Here is a 20,355-nt window from a genome sequence, read left to right as displayed (position 1 = left end):
AGATGACATGTCGAAATAGAGGCAGAACTCGTACGGGTGAGGACGCATCCGCACCGCGTTGAATTCCTTCTACATCTTGTAGTCGATCCAGGTGGTGATCACATCCTTGGTGAAGACCTCGCCGCGGAGCAAGAACTCGTGATCCGCGTGTAGCGCGTTCAGCGCTTCGTCGAGCGAACCCGGCGTCTTCGGCACCTTGGCCAATTCTTCGGGCGGCAGATCGTAGATATCCTTGTCGAGCGGTTCGCCCGGATTGATCTTGTTCTGAATCCCGTCGATCACGGCCATCAGCATGGCCGAGAAAGCCAGATACGGATTGCAGCTTGGATCGGGGCAACGGAACTCGACACGCTTGGCCTTGGGACTGGGACTGTACATCGGAATGCGGCACGAGGCCGAGCGGTTCCGCTGCGAGTACGCCAGATTGACCGGCGCTTCGTAACCCGGCACGAGTCGCTTGTAGCTGTTCGTGGTCGGGTTGGAGAACGCCAGAATCGCCGGCGCGTGCTTGAGCAGACCACCGATGGCGTGCATGGCCATCTCGCTCAAACCGGCATAGCCACTGCCTGCGAACAACGGATCGCCACCCTTCCACAACGAAATGTGGGTGTGCATGCCCGAGCCATTGTCGCCAAAGAGCGGCTTGGGCATGAAGGTGACGGTCTTGCCATTGCGCTTGGCCACGTTCTTGATGATGTACTTATAGAGCATCATCGCGTCGGCCATCTTGACCAGTTCGTTGAAGCGCAGGTCAATTTCGCTCTGACCGGCGGTGCCAACCTCATGGTGCTGCGCTTCGACGTCCAATCCGGCGTCGATCAATGTCTGCATCATCTCGTTACGGAGATTCATCAGTTGATCGGCCGGCGGCACCGGGAAGTAGCCTTCCTTGTAGCGCAGCTTGTAGCCGAGGTTGGGGCCTTCGTCGCGACCGCGGTTCCATTCGCCTTCGATGCTGTCGAGGTGATAAAAGCCCTCGTAGTTCTTCTGATCGAAGCGCACGTCGTCGAAGATGAAGAACTCCGCCTCCGGCCCGATGAAGCAGGTGTCGGCGATGCCGGTGCTCTTCAGATAATTGACCGCCTTGCGCGCGACATTGCGCGGATCGCGCGTGTAATCCTCGCGCGTGATCGGATCCTGAATATTGCAAAGCATTGCCAAGGTCGGCAGCTCGCAGAACGGATCGATGAAGGCCGTGTCGGGCTGCGGCACGACGAGCATGTCGCTCTCGTTGATCGCCTGCCACCCGCGGATGCTCGAACCATCGAAGCCGAGACCGTCTTCGAAGGTGTCCTCGTCCAGCTTGGTGACCGGGATGGTGAAGTGCTGCATCAAACCGGGAAAGTCGATGAAACGCAGGTCAATTGCCTTGACGTTTCGCTCCCGGCAGAGCGCCAATACCTCTTGTGGCTTCACGGAATCTTCCTTTCCAACAACAAATACGACGGACCCAGAAGGATGGTACGAGCCGCCGCCCTCGAAACAGATCTTGCTGCGCCGCTCTTGGAGCTGGCTCAGGCTCGCCAGGCGGGTGCGCCTCTCGTGACAAGAAGCGCCATCGGCGGCTCGAAGCCGAGCGGGGAACGCAAACCAGGCGCCGCCACACCGGTTGCTGGCCGATCATCTTAGCGCTTAATCGCTTGGTTGCAAGCAGCTTGCGCTTTTTTTGCCAATTCTCGCAAATTGTCGACGCGGACCCGGCGTGCTTAACAAATCGGCACTCGTTGACGGCGCTTTGGGCAGACTTGGCATGGGCCTCTACAGGCGGCGGAGACCCTATCGTCGCCGGCGCCGGGGGTGCGATTCGACGGGCGTCGGCGCTTGGCGGTCGAACAACTCGCGAAATTCCTGCAAGTCGTTCATGAAGAAATATTGAACGTCGCGGGCCAGCGGGATCGCCGCCTTCTCCAGCGCCGTGCGGATCATCGGCAAATAGCGATCCGATAACGCCCAATCCGCGCCCGGCAATACCCGCACCACATACCGCAGCGTCAGCGCGCCGGTGGCCGGCTGGGCAAAAGCGGCGCGAAACTCCGGCTCGGCCTTGATTGGTTCGACCAATTCCGTGAGAGATTTGCCCAGTTCGTTCAACACCCCTTTGGCCTTTGCCTCGTCGCCGGGGTTCTCCAGCACAATGTCGACGTAGTTGGCCACCCACCCCTCGGGAAAACGGCGCGAAGGGATGCACGCGGCGTTGTTCACAATCACTTCCTCGCCGGCGGCCGACCGCAGCTTCGTGTATTTGAGCTGAAAATCGATGACATAGCCGGAATAGTTGCCCACGCGGATATAGTCGCCCACCCCGTAATGACCGCCAAACAGGATGTCGAGTCCTTTCACCACATCGACGACCAAATCGCGAAACATCCCGGTCAACACCAGAGCCACGATCGACAAGGCGCCGGTGGCGGTGCCGGCGTTAAAGCCGGGAAACAGCGCCTGCAGCGCGTGCATCATCGCCAGCAAGACCAACGCGAAATAGACTACGCTGCGAATGAACGAAATCAACGTGTCGACGCGCTGCCGCGCCCGCGCTCGATCGAGCGGCGCCTTGGCCACTCCTGCCAGCCAGACACGGCGCAGGACCGCCAACGTCAATTGCGCCACCGGGATCAACAACAAAAAGATGGCGACAGGGAGCCACAATTCGACAATCGGCGGTACGTCGACGCCGGTGAGTTGCTCCAACGTGGCGTGCATCGGCTTGGCCATGCCGAGTCCTTGGCATTGCGATTGATAATTGGCGGCATCGCGGCGCCCGCGATGCGGAACCAACCAGCAGAATGCCCCAAATCGCCCGTTTGGGGCAAGAGCGATTAGTGGCAGGCGGTGACAATCGGCAGGTAGCTTAGAGCCAGCCTCCACGCGCTGCCGGTGCGCCCAGCAGTTCGTCGACGTCGCTGGCCGGCTTGTTTGCCGCTGGCTCGGTGGCAAGCACTTCGATGGGCCGCACCGGAGCCTGGTCATAACGGCGGAACCAAATGGCCAAAAATGCCGGCACCAGCACTGACCGAACGACCAGGGTGTCGAGCAAAATGCCCAGCGTCAGGGCAAAGCCTAGTTCCAGCATGCCACGCAGCGAACCGGTCAGCATCGACATGAAGCTGCCGGCCATGATAATGCCGCAGCTCGTGATGATTCCACCGGTCTGCGTCACCGCTCGTCGCAACCCCTCAATCGCCCCGTGGCGCTCCTGCTCCTCAAAGACTCGCGTCACCAGGTAGATGTTGTAATCCTGGCCGATGGCCACCAGGATCACGAACAAGAACATGGGCACCTTCCAGTCGAGCCCTTCGAACGTGCCGGCGTACAGCCACGCAAAGAAGGTCTCGGTGATGCCGATGGTGACCAGATAACTGAACACCACCGAGGCGATGAGGTAGAGACAAATCACCGGCCGCCGCAACAAGACGATAATCACCGCCAACACCGCAATGGTGACCAACTGCATGATTCGCCACTGGTCGCTTTCGATCACCACCCGCAGATCGCGCGTGCCGGCCGTCGTGCCGGTGACATCGAACTGCGCGCCATGCCAATCCGATGACTCATCGCTGGCACGCGCATGGAGCAATGTGGTGATGCGATCCAGCGTCGCTGTCGCTGCCTGCGAGAACGGGTCGTCCTCGAAGATCACCTCCAGCAGCGTGACGCTGCCCAGATATTCTGGCGCGTGACTGAGAAACTTGGCGGTCGCCCGAGGGTTGTGCTTGGCGATGATCTTGCGCTGACCACTGGCTCGAAAGGGATTGAAAAACCCCGGCTTGTCCCCCAGCGGCTCCGCCAAACTGCGCACGGCCACGACTCCCGGCACCTCGTAAAGCGCCTTGGTCAGGACAGCGATGCGGCGCTCGCCCGCTTTCGAGTCGAACTGGCCGTTCTCTTGATGCACCACCACTGTCGCCGGACCGGTGTCGCCCGCCGGAAAGTGGCGCCGCAGCATCGCCGTGCCGACCACGCTCGCGCGGTCGGCGCTGAGCTCGTTGATCAGGTTGTACGAAATGGGAACCGTCCAACCCGCAACTGCCGGAAAAAGCAAAATGACGATGCTCACGGCCAAGATCGGGCCGGGGCGGCGCACGATCCAATCGCTGGTCCCCATCCAAAGGCGATCCATCAGGCTGGGGCGGCGATCTCGCTGAGAGCTAGTGGGATCCACCTTGAAGGGCCAAAAAACCTTGGGCCCCAGCGCGCGCACAAGCGCCGGCGCCAGCGTCACGCAGGCCAATAGGCAAACACTCAAGCAAACGGCGATCACTGGCCCGCTGTAGCGGAATTTGCCGAAGTCGGAGAACACCATCATGCTCAGACCAAAAATGGTGGTCATCGCGCTGGCGGCCAGCGCCGCCCCGACCTGGCGGATGGTGATCGCCAGCGCTGGCGCCGTCGCCAGCCCCCGGCCGAGTTCTTCCCGATAGCGGGCGATTAAGAACAGGCAGTAATTGGTGCCGCTGCCAAACAGAATGGTGATGATGAAGATCTTGGTCGTCTTGAATACCTTGAAATGAAACCAATCGACGCGGTCGGTGAACAGCGTGGCCAGCGCGATCGAATCCATCGCCATCGACACCGAAATCACGATCGCCGCCAGTGGCACCACGACCAATAGCGGCGCGCGATAAACAATCAGCAGAATCGCCACCACCAAAATGACGGTGGTGAGCTCAGTCTTGTCGATGCTCTCCTTGGCGGCCGCCAGCATGTCGCCCCCCACTGCTGCCGAGCCGCTGATACCTAAATTAAGACCGTGCGGAAATGCCGGGCCCCGCTGAAGCTCCTCCAGCAGACCTTCCACCGCGCCGAGCACTTCGATGTTCTGTGTGGCCATGAACTCGGTGGAAAGCTGCGCCACGATCAAGGTCGCTTGTCCCGTCGCGGGCTGATAGGCGCTTGTCAATTTCTTGCCCAGCACCGGCGTGCGGTACGACCACACGTCGACGACTGGCAGCGCGGACGGCGCGGCAACCGGTTGGGCAGCCTTCGCCCCTTCGACCTCAACCGGTTCGACAGGCGTTAGCCGTTCGATCAATTGATCGGCCACCGCGTAATCTTCCGCCGTCAGTCGTCCCTGGGCGCGTTCGACCACCAACACCATTTGGCTGCGCGACCGATCCTGCGGAAACGCCTTGGCCAGCAGGCGTTCGGCGCGGACGCTGGTCATCTCGGCTGGCAGGTAGGCCAGATCGCCATCGTGGGTCACGTCGTCCCAACGCGGCGCAATGAGATGTATGCCAATCGCGGCCACGCCCCAGGCCAGGATGACCAGCAGCCAGTGCCGCGTCACAAAATGTCCGAGCGCTCCAAACATGCCGAATGCAGCGGGGGAGTGGCGGGCGGGAAAAACTTACTTGGGCCAATCAGGCGGGGTTGGCATAGGCGCGATGACGATCGCAGCGGCCCAGATCCATACGCCAATCGTACACAACGGCGACGTGAGCCGCCAGCATTTGCGCCGGCGCACTTAGATCGGCCCGACCCCGATACACCAATAAAAGAGCCCCAAGACCAGTGTCTTGGGGCTGGGGAGGAGAGCAGGAACTGAACGGGATGACGCCCGGCTATTTGCGGGCGATATTGGATTGTGCGATGGTCAACGCCTGAGCCAGCATGGCGTCTGCCACGAGCGCGCTTTGTTGATTGGTGGCGATGTCCCCGTCGACCACCGGTTTGGCGACCTGATGCACGACCACATCTGGCTCGACGCCAACTTTGCTGAACGGCAATCCGTTGGGCGAATAGAACTTGGCAGTGGTCAGCCGCAGTCCGCTGTGCGATAGATTCAGCGGGAAGATTCCCTGCACCGAACCTTTGCCGTAGCTGCGCTCGCCCACCATCACCGCGCGGCGATGATCGCGCATCGCGCCGGCGAAGATTTCGCTGGCGCTGGCGCTGTCGCCGTCGATCAGCACCACTAATGGCACGCGCCAAGTGCCCGCCTTGTGAGCGGAGTAGTTGAAGTCTTCGCTCGGATTGCGTCCACGCGTGCTGACGATCGTGCCCGCCTCGACGAACTTGTCGACAATTTCCACGGCCGAGGTCAACAATCCACCCGGGTTGCCGCGCAAATCCATGATGAGGCTGCGCATGCCCAATCGGTGCAGCTTCCACAGCGCCGTGTCGAGATCGCGCGAGGTGGTCTTTTGGAAGCAGGTTAGCTTGAGGTAGGCTACGCCGCGATCGGGATCGATGATCGATTCGTCGGTGACGCTTGGAATCTCGACATGCTGACGTACCAGGGTCACCACTCGCGGCTTGCCGCCGGTCGCGACGGCGGTGACGCGCACCGTGCTCCCTTCGGGACCTTGTAGCAGGTTGGCGGCCTCGTCGGTGTTCATGTCGGCCGTGGCGCGACCATCGACCGCCACGATGGAGTCACCGCCGTGCAGCCCGCCGCGTTCCGCGGGGCTGCTCGGAATGACCTTGACGATCGTCAACGCGCCCTCGGCGCTTTTGAGCTCAATACCCAGTCCCACAAAGTTGCCGTCGATCTGCGAATACACTTCGTTGAGCTGATCGGCCGTGAGATAGGCTGAATAATCGTCCAGCGCGTTGGTGGCGCCGCAAACGTACTCCAACACCACCGGCGTGCCGGTCAGCCCGAGTCGGGCTTTGGCCGTGTATGCGGCCAGCGCGGCGGCGTCGCGGGCGGCGTGGCGATCTTGAATCTGACGGCGAGCAAGCTGCCCACGCAACTCGCTGAAGAAGCGTTGCAGATCTGCGGACGAAACCTGGCGGCCATTTCGCTCAGTGAAGACGGGGTCTTGCAGCGCCGCCTCCAGCGCGGTGGTGCCGCGCTCGACCAACTGGTCCCAATTCGGCGGATCAACATAATGCGACTGGATTTTCAGCAGCACTTCGGCATAGAGGCCCAGCGCGTCTTGCTCGCTTAAGGAGGCCAGCGACTGGCTAAAGCTATGGTCGCTGTAGCGCCGGGCGAGGTCGTAGTGCAGCTTGGACGAGGTGAAACGCTCTTCCAGAAACCGGTTGCCCGGATGTTTCCGTAGCGATTCCTCGTAGTAGGTAAGCGCCTCGGCCCAACGCCGATCATGCTCAAGTGATTGCCCGTGCCGCAGGATCTCGGTAACGGGATCGGACGCAGGCCGATTGACGCTCGGCGCGAAGGCGAGTTGCGCGGCGGCATTGGCCGGCAACACGATCAGACTCAGGCCCAGCAACAAAGCTGAGGGGAAACGGCGGACCCAACTGCGCATTCGGTATTTCCATCAGAGCGAGTTGCCAGCGCGGTGGCGTTCCGCAGCGTCACCCGGGATTTCCGTTCCCATAGAAATCCAAGGCCAAGGCAATCGCAGAGGGCTAAGCTTGGTGGCAGCGCCGAATGCGGGTCTAGCAGTTCGGCCAACTGGAGTATAGGACACGGTTGGCTGGTGGTCAAAAAAAGCGTTTGAAAACGTGTCCGCGTCTACCGTTACAACGCGCATACCCTGTGTCCTGCCGTGCGGAAACTAGCGAACTTGCCGTGCGCGCGAGCCGCCGCTGCGGCTGCGATACAGGCGGTCGCAGACACACGAGGCGACAGCTCGCCCCCGCTCGCCAGTGGGGGTGACTTGACCGGCGCATAACCGCTACATGCGCACGATTTTGCCCGTGCGGACCGATCGCGATTGCCGTTCGCACAGCACCAAAGCGTCGCGCGCAAGTTCTCCACTGAGCGTGCTCGAAGGCTGGCCACGCTGGACAGCTCGGCAAGCCTCTTTCAACTCGGCGACGAAGCCATCGAGCGGATCGCTCGCCCCCAAGGCGGGACGCGTCACTTTGCCCCCTTTGCCGAGCACGGTCAGCGGAGTGGCCTGCGCGCCGTCGGCCAGCGCGGCAAAGTCGAACAAGAGTGTCCCCTTTTCCAGATAAATCTCGTATCCGTGCGCAAATCCACGCCCTTGCTGGTGAATCACGCCGCTGGCGGCGGTGATGGTCGGCCCGCCGGCTGGATACAAGAACTGCGTATTGACGAACTCAACGACCTCTGTGCCAGGTCGCAATCGCCCACTGCTGAACACCGCCTGTGGCATGCCAGCGATCGCGCGAATGAAATGCGCGTCATGCACATGCAAATCAATCACCGGTCCGCCGACTTGGTCCGGATCGTAAAAATCCTTGATCCAGAGCGGGTCAGAAATAATCCGGCGAAAGTGTCCGCCCAGCAGCCGGCCGTAGCGGCCCGATTGAATTGCCGCAAGCGCAAAGGCGTACTCCGGGAAAAACGGCAACACATGGGCCACCATCAACAGGCGCCCCGCCTTTTCAGCGGCCGCCATCATCCGCGCGGCGTCCTTGGAATTCAGCGCCATCGGCTTTTCGCACAACACATGCTTGCCTGCCCGCAGAGCCGCGATTGCCGCCTCGGCATGCAGCGCCGGCGGCAGGCAAATATCGACCAGATCGATGGTGGAATCCGACAGCAGCGTATCGAGCTCGGCGTAGCGGCGAACATTGCCCAAATCCATCTGCGAGCCAGCGGGCCCAAAATTACCTTTAATTCCGCGCCAGTCTCCCGCGAGCTTCTTGGGGTCGCGCGACGCAATTGCTGCCACCCGCGCGCCACTTATCCGCTGATAGGCCAGATAGTGAATCAGGCCCATAAACCCGATACCGACAATGCCGACATTGACCATGGCGCGCTTCTTGTTGAGTCGTGAGGATTCGTCTTTTACGGGGTCGCCGTCATCAAGGCTTGAAACCGCTGGTAGGCCTCGCTCCACCGCGCGGTGTCGCGCGGCGCATACTCGTTTGTCGCAAACGACTCGCGCACCACGCGTCGACCATCTTGCAGATTGCCAATCGACCCCGCCGCGATCGCCTGCACCAGCGCGTTGCCAATGGCGGTCGCCTCGACCGGACCTGCCACCACACGGCGGCCGCAGGCATCGGCTGTCGCCTGACAGAGCAGCCGGTTCTTTGTGCCGCCGCCGATAATGTGTATCGTGTCGAACGCGTAGCCGACCAGGCGCTCCAGCGCCTCCAGCACATAGCGATATTTGAGCGCCAGGCTCTCGATGATCGTTCGCGTCACCGCGCGCTCGTCTTGCGGAACCGGCTGCCGAGTGTCGCGGCAATAATCTCGAATCGCCGCAGGCATGTCGCTGGGTGACAAGAAGCCCTGATAATCCGGGTCAATCAGCGAGGCGAGCGGCGGCGCCTCCGCGGCCATGGCGGCCAGTTCGTCCCACGACCAGGCGCGCCCCTGTTTTTTCCAAGCGGCGCGCGACTGCTGCAACAGCCATAGCCCGCCAATATTCTTCAGCAGGCGAATCGTTTGGTTCGCGCCAACTTCGTTGGTGAAATTGGCCTCGCGGCAGGCAGCGCTTAGCACCGGCGCCGACAGTTCCGCCCCCATCAGCGACCAGGTCCCGGAACTGATGAAGCACCAGCGCCCCGATTCAGGACCTGCCGGCACGGCCGCGACCGCCGACCCGGTATCGTGCGTGGCGGGCAAAATCACCTGTGCCGCGCTCAGACCAGTTTCCTCGCGCACCATTGGCAAAAGCGCCCCGAGCGACGTGCCAGGTTCGACGATGTCGCCGAGAATGTCGGTGCGCAGTCCGCACGTTTCAAGCAGGTTGAAGGCCCAATCTGCCGTTTGTGGATTGTAAAACTGCGTGGTGCTGGCGTTGGTCCGCTCGTTCGTCCGCTGGCCGGAAAGGAGCCAGTGAAACAGGTCGGGCATCATCAGCAGCCGATGCGCCACTTCCAACAACGAGGAGCCAGACCATTTCATCGCCAGCAGTTGGAACAGCGTATTGAACTGCAAGAACTGCAAGCCGGTTTCCGCGAAAATCGCCTCGCGTCCTAATTCGTCGATCGCTCGTTCCATGACGCCATGAGTCCGCGCGTCGCGGTAGTGATACGGATTCGAGAGCAGCAACTGGTCACTGGTCAACAGGCCAAAGTCGACCCCCCAGGTGTCAACTCCCACGCTGGCGACCGCTCGGCCGTGGAGCTGGCCGGCGGCTCGCAGACCAATCAGCACCTCGCGCCAGAGCCCCAGCAGGTCCCAAAAGATCGACGTACCCACGCGGACGGGCCCATTCTCAAAACGGTGCGTCTCGTCGATCGATAGCCGGCGACCATCAAACGATGCCGACAGCACACGCCCGCTAGAGGCGCCAAGATCAACGGCCAAGTAGACCTGATTGGCCATATCCGCTTGGGTCCGGGGCCAGTTTTCAGCACAAAGTGGCGATGGTGACCGGTCGGCGGCACATCGTCAAGCCTTTGCCGCGTAACACCTTGTCGCAGCATGCGCTCCATGCTGGCATAGGCGGCACGGCCGGCAAAAGGTGGAGTATCGATGCAAATCGAACCGATAATAGTGATTGTTGACTTAGTAGAGTAACATTCATAGGATTGGCTTTCCCAAAGCGAAAGCAAGTGCCATGACCCCTCCGGCAACACTGCTCATGTCGAACGCCGCCACTAGCGTGCCCGCTTCCGCGAGCCAGGTTCCTGTTCCAGGACCGGCGGGATCTGACGGCATTCGCACCATCACGCAAGAAGGCTTGGCTTGGCTCAAAGAGCAAAGCCTGAAGCTGGAAGACTCCTCGCCCGAGGAGATCATTCGCTGGGCCGCGCAGCACTATCAGCCTAAGCTAGGCATGGCGACCGCCTTTGGTCCCGAGGGCTGCGTCATCATTCATTACCTGGCCAAGATCGACCCCAGCGTTTACGTGTTCAACCTGGACACGGGCTATCAATTCAAAGAAACGCTCGAACTGCGCGATCGCATCGCCGAGCGCTACGGGGTGAACGTCGAACTGCGGCGCCCCAAGCTATCGGTCGCCGAATACGAGGCCGCCAACGGTGGTCCGGTCTACAAGTCCGATCCCGACCGTTGCTGCGCCGAACGAAAACTATCGGTGCTGCGCGAGGCTTCAACTGGCCTCAACGCCTGGATGAGCGGTATCCGCCGCGATCAAAGCAGCGATCGCGCCAAGGCCGCCATCGTTGGCTGGGACCGTAAATTTGGTTTGGTGAAGATCAGCCCCTTGGCCAACTGGACCAAGAAGGATGTCTGGAAGCTGATCGTCGACGAGAAGATTCCCTACAACCCGCTGCACGACCAAGGCTACACCAGCATCGGCTGCTGGCCTTGCACCCGCGCCGTCACGGCGGGAGAAGACGAGCGGGCGGGCCGCTGGAGCGGCACAGGCAAACGCGAATGCGGATTGCACACGCTCGAAAGCCATTAAGAGTTGGCCGACAGACCGATTGGTGACGACCTGAGGGCACAACTCTTGCGGGCGCTTTGCCCCTAAGTCATCAGCACTTACTTCCGAGCAGCCAACCGTGCGAGTTTCGGCCAAAACCGAGTACGCCTGTATCGCCATGCTGGAGTTGGCGTCCAGCTATGGCTCGGGCGAGCCGGTGCGCATTCGCAAAATCGCCGAAGATCACGGGGTGCCCGCCCGCTTCTTGGTGCAGATCTTGTTGCAACTCAAGGGAGCCGGTTTTGTCAGCAGCACGCGCGGCGCCGCCGGCGGCTATCAATTGGCCAAGGACCCGGCAGAAATCTCGCTCGGCGAGGTGATGACGGTGATCGAAGGTCCCCGCGAAATGGCCGCCGTCAGCGCCTCGGCCCCCGATTCGCCGGCTGGTCGAGTGCTGACCGAGGTTTGGCGCGAAATCACCGAAGTCGAAGAGCGCATGCTGCGCGAGATCACGTTCGCCGACCTAGTCGATCGCGCGTCTCGCAGCGCCGAGGATATGTACTACATCTAGCGCGGCGGCTGACAGCAACAAGCGCTCATTGCGCAAAAAAAGAGCCCCGAGATCGAACTCCCGAGGCTCTTGTAGCTGCTGCTTGTCCAGCGTGCGTCCGCTGACTACTTTCCGGCCATCGCCTTGGCCAAGATGCGCGAGGTGGTCGGTCGCATGATCCGCGGATCGACTTCCCGACCTTCGACCAGCGCCTTGCGGACGTCCTTGCCAGAGATCGAAACCGGCTTCTCCTCCTTGTGGTTCTGCGTCAGGTCGACGCGCCCCAGCGACTCGTAGAAGGCGGCAAAGCCGACTTTGACCGGCTGAATCTTCAGGTCGCCGCCCAGTTTGCCAAACATCTCCTGAGCGTCGAAGTCGCCCCAGATCGATGTGCCATCAGCGTATGGCACATCGGCGTGCTTGCGGCCAATCACGATATTGGTGAAACCAAAATTCTGACGGTAGATGCTGTGCATCACCGCCTCTTTTGGCCCGCCGTAGAACATCTTGATGTCCATGCCCAGCAAGATCGTGCGGTCGGGCACCGACTCGTTGCGTGGCCCCCACAGCTCCTGGTCGCTGTCCCCCTCGCCCAGCCCGCGCGACTCGATCAGCGCCTCGTACGTTTCCATCCGCGTGGCGGCGGGCACATCGTCGCCTTTGGTTTCGCCAATCAAGGGATTGAGGCAGGCGCCGGCGTTGTGGCCGTCGCGCAGCAAGCTTTCCAGGCCGTAAACCAACGCGTACTCATGCGCGCGATGCAGCGGGTTGCGCGTTTGGAACGCCACGACCCGATCCCAGCCCTTCTTGGCCAACAACTCGCGCACTTCGCGCGGGGACAGCACATATTTGCCAAAACGCGGGTTCTTGGGCTGCGGCAAGGTGCGAATCTTGCCTCCGATCAAATGCGTCTTGTCCGCGTCCCCCTTCAGCACCATGTCGGCGCCGGGATGATCGGTTCGCTCGGTGCCGTACACCGATTTGATATAGCGCGGCTTGTCCCACTCAAACACGTCGCTCAGTGTCAACTCGGCGACCGGCTCACCGGCGCTATTGACCAGCGCCACCTTTTGCCCGGGCTTGAGCTTGGCCGCCAGTTCGCTGGTGACCGGAAAACTGAGCGGAATGGTCCAGGCGTAGCGCTTGCCGCCGTTTTCGATGCAGGCCTCGTCCAGCACGCGGTTGTAGGTGGCGCGGTCCATGGGGCCGGTCAGCGGGCTCAAGGCGCCATCGCCAAAGCGATAGACCGTCGAAAGATCGGCGTCCGACACTGGCACTTTGGTCAAATTGGCGGCCTCCGCCAGAAAGGCCTTGCGCTCCGCTTCCGGAATCGTGAGATCTAGCGGTGCATCAAGTCCGCCATGGGGGGGGATCAGGCCGGCCATAATTGAGTTCCTCTGTCTTTCTTTGCGCTGGTTGCCTGCACTACTTCGCTTTCGCCCGCAAAATCAAGCCAAACAGTATAGAGGAAACCGCCCTTGGCCCTCAACCGCGGTTGAAATGTCTGGCAACGGTTGGCTACTCACACCGGAGTTTCTTCGTGCGGTTGGAGTCGCCTGATAATCGCGACGAATAGCTCCTGCTCGATTTCGCCTGTCGCCGATTGCGGCACGAACATGGCGCTTGAGGCTGCTATCAGGCTCACCTATGATGCAACATTCCGGTTTTCGCGCCGTACCGGTCAAGCGACCGCGCGGCGCGAACCCGACTAGCACGAGCGGCGTAAAGTGAATGTGCGCCACAGATTGGCGCAAGTCGATCCCACTCGTGCCGGGCCCCCGTCACTATCGCCCCCCGCTGGGCGTTACTTTTCTTACTGTCTCATTCCGACCGCCGCGAGCCAAACGTATGGAGCGACCGCCCCGCGAGTCTGAAACGATCGTCCAAACTCGAAACCTCTCCAAGGTTTATCGCGATTTCTGGGGTCGCCAAAAGGTCCGCGCGCTCAAGGCGCTAGACCTCGAAGTGCGACGCGGCGAGGTATTTGGCCTCTTGGGCCCCAACGGCTCGGGCAAGACCACCACGATGAAGCTGCTGCTGGGACTGCTGTTTCCCACCAGTGGCGAGGCGTTGGTGTTTGGCAAGGCGGCCACCGATGTCACCAAGAACGAGCGCATCGGCTATCTGCCAGAAGAGTCGTATCTATACCGCTTTTTGAATGCCGAAGAGACGCTCGACTTCTACGGCCGGCTGTTCGACATGTCGGCTCGGGTGCGCCGTGAACGCACCAACGAACTGATCGAACTGGTCGGTCTGAGCGGCGCCCGGCGGCGGCAACTGCGCGAGTATTCCAAAGGAATGGTCCGCCGAATTGGCTTGGCCCAAGCGTTAATCAACGACCCCGAGTTGATCCTGCTCGACGAACCCACCAGCGGCCTCGATCCGATCGGCACGCGCGAGATCAAAGACCTGATTATCAAGCTGCGCGACCAAGGCAAAACAGTGCTTTTGTCGAGCCATTTGCTCGCGGACGTGCAAGACGTCTGCGACCGCATCGCGATTCTCCATCAGGGCGAGCTTAAAGAACTGGGACGCGTCGACAGCCTGCTCAAGATTCGCGACGAGGTGCAGATCCGCGCCGCTGGTCTGAGCGAGGAAGCGAAGAATCAAATTGCCGATGTCATTCGCCGCAACAACGGCCAGGTGCTCAGCATGGAAAACCCCACCACCACCCTTGAGGAACTGTTCCTCAAGATCGTGATGGACAGCGAAGCACGACCGGGAAGGCGCATCACCGCGAACTCACCCAGCGAACCGGTGACCTCGCAATCTGGCGGCGCCAAGAACTAGGCGGAATGATCGGCGGCCTGTTGACGGTAAGCGGAACACGGAATTAGGCATGGTCCTCGAAACGGAACCACTTCCCTTTGGCCAATGGCTGCCCGAGGCCCTCAACACCTGGCTGCAGGTGGTTGGACTACTCGCGCTGGCGGCGCTGCTTTTGGCGTTCTTTATCGCCGCGGTGCGCAATGGGCCAGTCCGGGCGCTGGAAATCACGCTTTCGGGTCTCGGCGCCGCGCTCGGCGACCTGTTGCGCATTTCGCCCCGCCGGGTAATCGCTCTCGCGCGCTTATCGATTAAAGAAGCCATCCATCGCCGCGTGCTGGTGGCGTTTGGTGTCTTTATTTTGGTGCTGTTGTTCGCCGGCTGGTTTCTCGACACCGCCAGCGACGAGCCTGCCCGGCTCTATCTGAGCTTTGTGCTCACCACCACCAGCTATCTGGCGCTGCTTTTGGGGCTGTTCGTCAGCGTGTTCAGCCTGCCGTCCGACATTCAAAATCGCACGATCTACACCGTGGTCACCAAGCCGGTGCGCCCCAGCGAACTGGTGCTTGGCCGCATGCTCGGGTTCGGGGCAGTGGGCACCGCGATGCTCGCGGTCACCGGCGTGGTGAGCTACTTCTTCGTGGTCCGCGGACTCGATCACACGCATACAATCGTGGCCAGCCGGATGACCCCCATTTCAGCCGAGGAAGACGGCGGTTTTCGCGGCCAAACCGAACTCGCCAGCAATCATCGCCATCAAGTGTTTGTCGACGCCAACGGCGTTGGCCGGACCGACACGGAACAGGGACATTACCACGGCGTGCGGCAGGAGGGAGACCAATTTGTGGTCACCCCCCCGATCGGCATGCTGGTCGCGCGAGTGCCCATCTACGGCAAGCTCGCCTTCCGCGATCGCACCGGCAGTCCGATCGCTAAGGGAGTGAACGTCGGCGAGGAATGGACCTACCGCAGCTACATCGAGGGAGGCACGCTGGCCACGGCCGTCTGGGGTTTTGATAATCTCTCCGCCGATCAACTGGCCGGCGGCTTGCCGATCGAAATGACCATTCGCGTCTTCCGCACCCACAAGGGAGACATCGAGAAGGGCATTCTCGGCTCGCTCGTGTTGCGCAATCCGCAGACGGGCAAAGCGAGCGCCGCCCGCAATTTCATCGCCAAGGAATTCACCACCGACGTCCACCATATTCCGGCCCGCCTCTCCGACGCCGACGGCAACCCGCTCGATTTGTATCGCGATCTGGTCGCTGACGGCCGCTTGCAGGTCGAACTGCAATGCCTGCAGCCCGGCCAATACTTCGGCATGGCGCAGCCCGATGTTTACATCCGCGCCAGCGACGCCTCGTTCACGCAGAATTTCATCAAAGGCTATCTCGGCATGTGGCTGCAGATGATGCTGGTCACCGCCGCCGGCGTGATGTTCAGCACCTTCCTCAACGGCGCCGTGGCGATGCTCGCCACCTTGGCCGGGGTGATCGCCGGCTTCTTTATTCCCTTTTTGCAGCAGATTTCCACGGGCACATTCCTGGGCGGCGGGCCGGTCGAGGCGCTGTATCGCATCGTCTCGCGCATGAACGTCACGGTGCCGCTGGAGCCGGGACCCGGCACGACATTCATCAACATGTGCGACCAGGCGTTCCGCTTCGCGCTGGGCAAGGTGCTGGCCATCGTGCCCGACTTCGCCGGTCTGAGCAACGTGGACTATGTGGCCTACGGTTTCGACATCCCCGCCGACCTCTTGTGGACGCATGTGGTGAAGGGCATCGCGTATCTCGTGCCGATCTTCATCGCGGGATTTTTGTTTTTCCGGACGCGCGAGGTGGCGCGATGAACTTGCACACTCCATTCGCTCGCAAAATGGCGTACCTGGTTGGCATCATGCTGCTGCTGCCGGTGCTCTCCTGGTTGGCGCAGCCTGCGTCGAGCCAGCGCCCCGGCGGCCGCATCGCTCAAGAGCGCGCTAGCGCCGGACTGAGTCAGGCCAGCCTGGGCGAAATCGACCCCGCCAGCGAAACCATGAAGCTGGCCACGCTCGGCATGCGCGGTGTGGCGGTCAACCTGTTGTGGTCGAAGGTGCTGCATTATCAAAAGGTCAAGGACTTCACCAGTCTGTCGGCCACGCTCGAGCAAATCGCCAAGCTGCAACCCAACTTCATTCGCGTGTGGATCTTTCAAGGCTGGAACCTCTCGTACAACATCTCTGTCGAGTTCGACGACTACCACGACCGCTATCACTGGGTGATTCGCGGCATCGACTTCGTACAGGAAGGGCTCAAATACAATCGCGACGAGCCCACGCTGATGCGCGAAATTGGCCGCACTGTTTCGCAAAAGATCGGCCGCGCGGACGAGCGCGTGCAGTTCCGACGGCTGTTCCGCCAGGACGACGACTTCCACGGCGCCCGCCCGGTGGGCGAGCGCGACAACTGGCTGGTCGGCAAAGAGTGGTTCGAGCGCGCCGTGACGGCGGTCGAAACCGGCGGCAAGCGCATGAAGAGCGGCATCGGCTCGCAGGGAGAAGCGGAAGGCGCCTCCCCGTTGATCTACCTCTCCGAGGCGCCGCTGTGCCAGATCTATTACGCTGCAACCATGGAGGAAGAAGGCGCCTTCGACCAGGCCGCCCGCGCCGCCTGGGGCCGAGCGGAACAAGATTGGCTGAGCTACGGCGACAAGCCGATCGAAATTGTCACTGGCGTGACCACCCGCATGTCGATGTACGACGACTACGTTCGTGAATCGGACACGGCCAAGGCCAAAATCGCCGAGTTGGCGCCAGGCGTTGAAAAACGACTCGAAGCTGAAAAACGCGCTGGGCTCTCGGAAGAAGAACGCCAGGCGCTCGACACGCCGTTCTCGGATCGCGAAGGCACGCAATATCAACTGGCCGATCAAGCGCTGCAAAAGATTCGCGTAATGCCGCTGGAGATCGCGGCCCACGCGCCGCCGGAAACACGCGCCCAGGCGCTTAAGCTGGCCGCCGACCAGATGCGCTACGAGGATCTCAAGGCGACCATCAACACCAGTCGCGACATCGTCAACTACGTCTACTGGCTCAACCGCTGCCGAGCGGAGCAGACCGAAGAAGCGCTCGCCGCGCGCCGATTATTCTTTGAGGGGCAACAAGCGCAAAACGAGGTCGAACTGGAGAAGGCGCGCGCCGCCTACGAGGCCGGCTTCGTTCAGTGGCGCAAGTTGTTGGACAACGAGCGCTTTGCGCTACTGATCAAAGACGGCATGACCGGCGCCGATCTGGTCGATGTGGTGCAGCACTATCGCCGCTGCCTGAAGGAGTTGGACGAGGAATTTCCGGAGGACTTCATCCTGGCCGACGTGCTCAGAGAGCACGAGCCGCCTTCGCCCACCACCACACCCAGCACCGACGCCGGTCAAGACACTCCGCCCCTCGAAAATAAACAGACCCAGGAATAAAATTCCTGGGTCTGCGTGGGGCGATTGTGCGCGCCGGCCTTTGCTCTATTTCTCGGGCACGCCCAGTTCTTTGAGCTTGGCCGCCACATCGGCGCCGTGGGTCTTGGTCTTCACTTCCTTGTCGATGGCCAAAACCTTGCCGTCCTTGCCAATGTAGATCGTCCAACGCTTGGCGAACGGAATCTTGCCGTCGCTCACGCCGTAGGCCGCCGCAACGGTTTTTTCTGGATCGCTCAAGATCGGGTAATCGACCTGGAGTTGTTCGGCGAACTCCTTGTTCAGTTCCGGCTTGTCGCAGCTTGCCGTGTAGTAGGCCACCTCCAACTTGCGCAGCGCGTCGCCATTTTCGCGCATCGACTTGCATTCCAAGGTGCAGCCGGGCGTCTTGGCCTTCGGGAACCAGGCGATGACCACCGCCTCCTTGCCGAGATGATCGCTCAGCTTGTGCGTCTTGCCGTCGCTTCCTGGCAAAGCGAAGTCGGGCGCCGGATCACCCGGCTGGAGTTCTGCGGCCGGCGCGCCGGCGGCGGCGAGCGCGGCGCACAACGTCAGACAGCAACGAAGCAAGTAATTTTTCATGGTGCGATCTCCTCTGAGGAAAGAAGTCGAGTACCTGTCGCGCGTCGATGGTCAATGCGGCATCGACGACGCCGGATCGTAGCCCACGGCCGCTACAGTCTCAACAATTGCGCTAGATTTTGGGCCACCGCAGCCGGATCGCGCGCCGCGCTGTAGAGCGCATAGAGCATCGCCAATACAGAAAAGCTGATCAGGCTCAGCCCCTTCAAATTACGCTCCACATCGACCGAGGCCAGTTGCCGCCGCATGGCGCCATGCAACGTCCGCCAGCCCGCCACGTTCTGCTCGTCGCCATTGGCCAACAGCACGGCGCTCTTCATGGGGCGGGTTTCCTCAATCCGCAATTGCACGCCCAGGCTCGGCAGCGCCACGGAGTCGCCCGCCCAGCGGGCGTCGGGATCGATCTGCGCCGCGATCGACGCCAAAAGCGGACGCACGGCGTCGCCGTCGAGGTTGTAGATCACCAGTCTTGGTCGCTCCATGAGCATGAGGAACAAGAGGCACAGCCCATAAAACGCCAAGAGCAACCACCAAACGAGCGGCCCAAAAAAGGCCGTGGCCGAAAGGGGCATGAACAGTTCCATCGGCCCCACGATCACCAGCCCAGATAGCGCCAGTCCCAGCGCCAGCGTGTCGCGCGGGCCTGCGACCACGGTCGCCCGCCGTGAATAGTTGATGATGCCCAAGGCGAGCAGATAACAGGCCAAGGGCGCCAGCGCTAGCGACAACCGAAAGGGGTCCATGCGAAGCTCCCGGGACAAGCAAAACCAGCCGTGAGGCTCGATTCTAGAACACGAGTGAGCTGCGCGATACTCGATACAAATTCTCAACCGACATCGCTGGAGTCATCTGCAGCCTACTTCAACGTCTTGAGCCACTCGTGGATCACATAGCCCACCTTGGCCAGGCTGTCGGCCGAGCAGCGATCCGGCGCGTCGGCCTCGGTGTGCCAGTAGGGATAGTCGAAGTCGATGATGTCGCAGGCCGGAATCTTGGCGACGTGGTGCAGCTTCAAGTGGTCGTCGCGTACTTCGTGCTTTGGCTTGGCCACAAACTCGCGCACGCCCAGCCGCGCGGCCGTGCGCCAAATATCTTCCACCATCGGGCGCGACTCGGGCCACCACATGCTGTTGCGCTCTTGGAATATCTGCAAGTCCGCGTCCCCCACCATGTCCAGCAGCACCGCCGCCCGGTAACGATGCTCCGGCGGGTTGGCGACATACTGCCGCGCGAACCACTCCGATCCCACAAAGTAGGGGTCGTTGTCGCTCAGCACAAATTCTTCACCGTCGAACAGCACGAAGTCGACCCCCACCGGTCCCGGCAGCGCCGCCATTTGTTTGCCAAGCTGCATCAATAGCGCGGCCCCGCTGGCGCCGTCGTTGGCGCCAAGGAATGTGCCTTGCGGATTGACTGGGTCACGATCTGGAAAGGGGCGCGTGTCGTAGTGAGCGCACAGGAGCACCCGATCCTTGCGCTCCGGGTGCCATTCAACAATCAGGTTCGCCATGTCCACCGGAGCGCCAGTTTGCGGATGCCGATAGCGAAATCGCTGCATCCGCACCTGTCCCCCAAGTTGCTGAAAGTGCTTGGCCAGCAGGGCCTGTTGCGCCAACATGCCTTGCGATCCACTCGGACGCGGTCCCAGATCGCAAATCTGTTTCAGATACTCGTAGGCGGCGGCGCCGTCGAAGGGAATCTGTCGCGCGGCGCCACGGCGCGGAGCATTTGCCGCGCTGCCTCCTCCCACGATCACCCCCGCCACCGCCACCAGGGCCAATAACGCCGCCGCGAATCCGGCGATCATCAATTTCCGACGCGACGTGTGCTGCATGTCCACCGGCGACAAAT

The 20,355-nt window shown here is 61.5% G+C and carries 14 protein-coding genes and 1 pseudogene; 5 read left to right on the top strand and 10 right to left on the bottom strand.

Annotated features, from left to right (window positions below; genetic code table 11):
* From glnA to K1X71_16485, 6 genes and pseudogenes are all read right to left on the bottom strand, one after another.
* A pseudogene (gene glnA, locus K1X71_16510) lies at nucleotides 1–1,416 on the bottom strand (type I glutamate--ammonia ligase).
* Between the two features lie 360 nt (nucleotides 1,417–1,776).
* On the bottom strand, nucleotides 1,777–2,712 hold the full coding sequence (locus K1X71_16505) for a mechanosensitive ion channel family protein (GenBank protein ID MBX7074745.1): 936 nt from the start codon (nucleotides 2,710–2,712) through the stop codon (nucleotides 1,777–1,779).
* Nucleotides 2,713–2,848: 136 nt separating this feature from the next.
* Entirely contained in the window at nucleotides 2,849–5,308 is a 2,460-nt protein-coding gene (locus tag K1X71_16500) for an MMPL family transporter (protein ID MBX7074744.1), read from the bottom strand.
* 250 nt (nucleotides 5,309–5,558) lie between these two features.
* On the bottom strand, nucleotides 5,559–7,211 hold the full coding sequence (locus tag K1X71_16495) for a S41 family peptidase (GenBank protein MBX7074743.1): 1,653 nt from the start codon (nucleotides 7,209–7,211) through the stop codon (nucleotides 5,559–5,561).
* 372 nt (nucleotides 7,212–7,583) lie between these two features.
* Nucleotides 7,584–8,630 carry a Gfo/Idh/MocA family oxidoreductase gene (locus tag K1X71_16490; GenBank protein MBX7074742.1) on the bottom strand — a complete coding sequence of 349 codons (1,047 nt, stop codon included), beginning with the start codon at nucleotides 8,628–8,630 and terminating at the stop codon, nucleotides 7,584–7,586.
* Between the two features lie 35 nt (nucleotides 8,631–8,665).
* Nucleotides 8,666–10,156 carry a rhamnulokinase gene (locus tag K1X71_16485; protein ID MBX7074741.1) on the bottom strand — a complete coding sequence of 497 codons (1,491 nt, stop codon included), beginning with the start codon at nucleotides 10,154–10,156 and terminating at the stop codon, nucleotides 8,666–8,668.
* A 235-nt stretch (nucleotides 10,157–10,391) separates the two neighbouring features.
* Here K1X71_16485 and K1X71_16480 point away from each other — a divergent pair, with 235 nt between their 5' ends.
* Both K1X71_16480 and K1X71_16475 read left to right on the top strand, forming a co-directional pair.
* Nucleotides 10,392–11,204, top strand: coding sequence for a phosphoadenylyl-sulfate reductase (locus tag K1X71_16480; GenBank protein ID MBX7074740.1), 813 nt, complete (start codon nucleotides 10,392–10,394; stop codon nucleotides 11,202–11,204).
* A 97-nt stretch (nucleotides 11,205–11,301) separates the two neighbouring features.
* Entirely contained in the window at nucleotides 11,302–11,733 is a 432-nt protein-coding gene (locus tag K1X71_16475; protein ID MBX7074739.1) for an Rrf2 family transcriptional regulator, read from the top strand.
* 104 nt (nucleotides 11,734–11,837) lie between these two features.
* Here K1X71_16475 and K1X71_16470 read toward each other — a convergent pair whose 3' ends face one another.
* The gene (locus tag K1X71_16470; GenBank protein MBX7074738.1) at nucleotides 11,838–13,097 is read right to left on the bottom strand and encodes a hypothetical protein; all 1,260 of its coding nucleotides are present in this window, start codon (nucleotides 13,095–13,097) and stop codon (nucleotides 11,838–11,840) included.
* Between the two features lie 463 nt (nucleotides 13,098–13,560).
* Here K1X71_16470 and K1X71_16465 point away from each other — a divergent pair, with 463 nt between their 5' ends.
* Genes K1X71_16465 through K1X71_16455 form a run of 3 tightly spaced genes read left to right on the top strand, consistent with a single transcriptional unit; the run spans nucleotide 13,561 to nucleotide 17,925 of the window.
* On the top strand, nucleotides 13,561–14,502 hold the full coding sequence (locus tag K1X71_16465) for an ABC transporter ATP-binding protein (protein MBX7074737.1): 942 nt from the start codon (nucleotides 13,561–13,563) through the stop codon (nucleotides 14,500–14,502).
* Nucleotides 14,503–14,551: 49 nt separating this feature from the next.
* Nucleotides 14,552–16,327, top strand: coding sequence for an ABC transporter permease (locus K1X71_16460; protein ID MBX7074736.1), 1,776 nt, complete (start codon nucleotides 14,552–14,554; stop codon nucleotides 16,325–16,327).
* Nucleotides 16,324–17,925, top strand: coding sequence for a hypothetical protein (locus tag K1X71_16455; GenBank protein MBX7074735.1), 1,602 nt, complete (start codon nucleotides 16,324–16,326; stop codon nucleotides 17,923–17,925). Before K1X71_16460 ends, K1X71_16455 begins: the two co-directional genes overlap by 4 nt.
* A gap of 45 nt (nucleotides 17,926–17,970) precedes the next feature.
* On the opposite strand, the gene K1X71_16450 is transcribed toward K1X71_16455, so the two are convergent.
* The 3 genes from K1X71_16450 to K1X71_16440 all read right to left on the bottom strand — a co-directional run bounded on the left by K1X71_16450 (nucleotide 17,971) and on the right by K1X71_16440 (nucleotide 20,338).
* Nucleotides 17,971–18,504 (bottom strand): peroxiredoxin, encoded by a 534-nt coding sequence (locus K1X71_16450; protein MBX7074734.1) that lies wholly within the window; start codon nucleotides 18,502–18,504, stop codon nucleotides 17,971–17,973.
* A gap of 92 nt (nucleotides 18,505–18,596) precedes the next feature.
* A complete protein-coding gene (locus tag K1X71_16445) occupies nucleotides 18,597–19,247 on the bottom strand; it encodes a hypothetical protein (protein ID MBX7074733.1) in 651 nt (216 codons plus the stop codon).
* Nucleotides 19,248–19,360: 113 nt separating this feature from the next.
* Nucleotides 19,361–20,338 (bottom strand): M28 family peptidase, encoded by a 978-nt coding sequence (locus K1X71_16440; GenBank protein MBX7074732.1) that lies wholly within the window; start codon nucleotides 20,336–20,338, stop codon nucleotides 19,361–19,363.
* Nucleotides 20,339–20,355: the final 17 nt, after the last annotated feature.

The organism is Pirellulales bacterium (assembly GCA_019694455.1).
Lineage (GTDB): Bacteria > Planctomycetota > Planctomycetia > Pirellulales > JAEUIK01 > JAIBBY01.
This window is presented reverse-complemented; position numbering and strand designations above follow the sequence as displayed.

Bases quoted from the DNA above. Each gene is read 5' to 3' on its own strand.
- K1X71_16505 (MBX7074745.1), bottom strand. From the start codon at position 2,712: ATGGCCAAGCCGATGCACGCCACGTTGGAGCAACTCACCGGCGTCGAC.
- K1X71_16500 (MBX7074744.1), bottom strand. From the start codon at position 5,308: ATGTTTGGAGCGCTCGGACATTTTGTGACGCGGCACTGGCTGCTGGTC.
- K1X71_16495 (MBX7074743.1), bottom strand. From the start codon at position 7,211: ATGCGCAGTTGGGTCCGCCGTTTCCCCTCAGCTTTGTTGCTGGGCCTG.
- K1X71_16490 (MBX7074742.1), bottom strand. From the start codon at position 8,630: ATGGTCAATGTCGGCATTGTCGGTATCGGGTTTATGGGCCTGATTCAC.
- K1X71_16485 (MBX7074741.1), bottom strand. From the start codon at position 10,156: ATGGCCAATCAGGTCTACTTGGCCGTTGATCTTGGCGCCTCTAGCGGG.
- K1X71_16480 (MBX7074740.1), top strand. From the start codon at position 10,392: ATGACCCCTCCGGCAACACTGCTCATGTCGAACGCCGCCACTAGCGTG.
- K1X71_16470 (MBX7074738.1), bottom strand. From the start codon at position 13,097: ATGGCCGGCCTGATCCCCCCCCATGGCGGACTTGATGCACCGCTAGAT.
- K1X71_16465 (MBX7074737.1), top strand. From the start codon at position 13,561: ATGGAGCGACCGCCCCGCGAGTCTGAAACGATCGTCCAAACTCGAAAC.
- K1X71_16460 (MBX7074736.1), top strand. From the start codon at position 14,552: ATGGTCCTCGAAACGGAACCACTTCCCTTTGGCCAATGGCTGCCCGAG.
- K1X71_16455 (MBX7074735.1), top strand. From the start codon at position 16,324: ATGAACTTGCACACTCCATTCGCTCGCAAAATGGCGTACCTGGTTGGC.
- K1X71_16450 (MBX7074734.1), bottom strand. From the start codon at position 18,504: ATGAAAAATTACTTGCTTCGTTGCTGTCTGACGTTGTGCGCCGCGCTC.
- K1X71_16445 (MBX7074733.1), bottom strand. From the start codon at position 19,247: ATGGACCCCTTTCGGTTGTCGCTAGCGCTGGCGCCCTTGGCCTGTTAT.
- K1X71_16440 (MBX7074732.1), bottom strand. From the start codon at position 20,338: ATGCAGCACACGTCGCGTCGGAAATTGATGATCGCCGGATTCGCGGCG.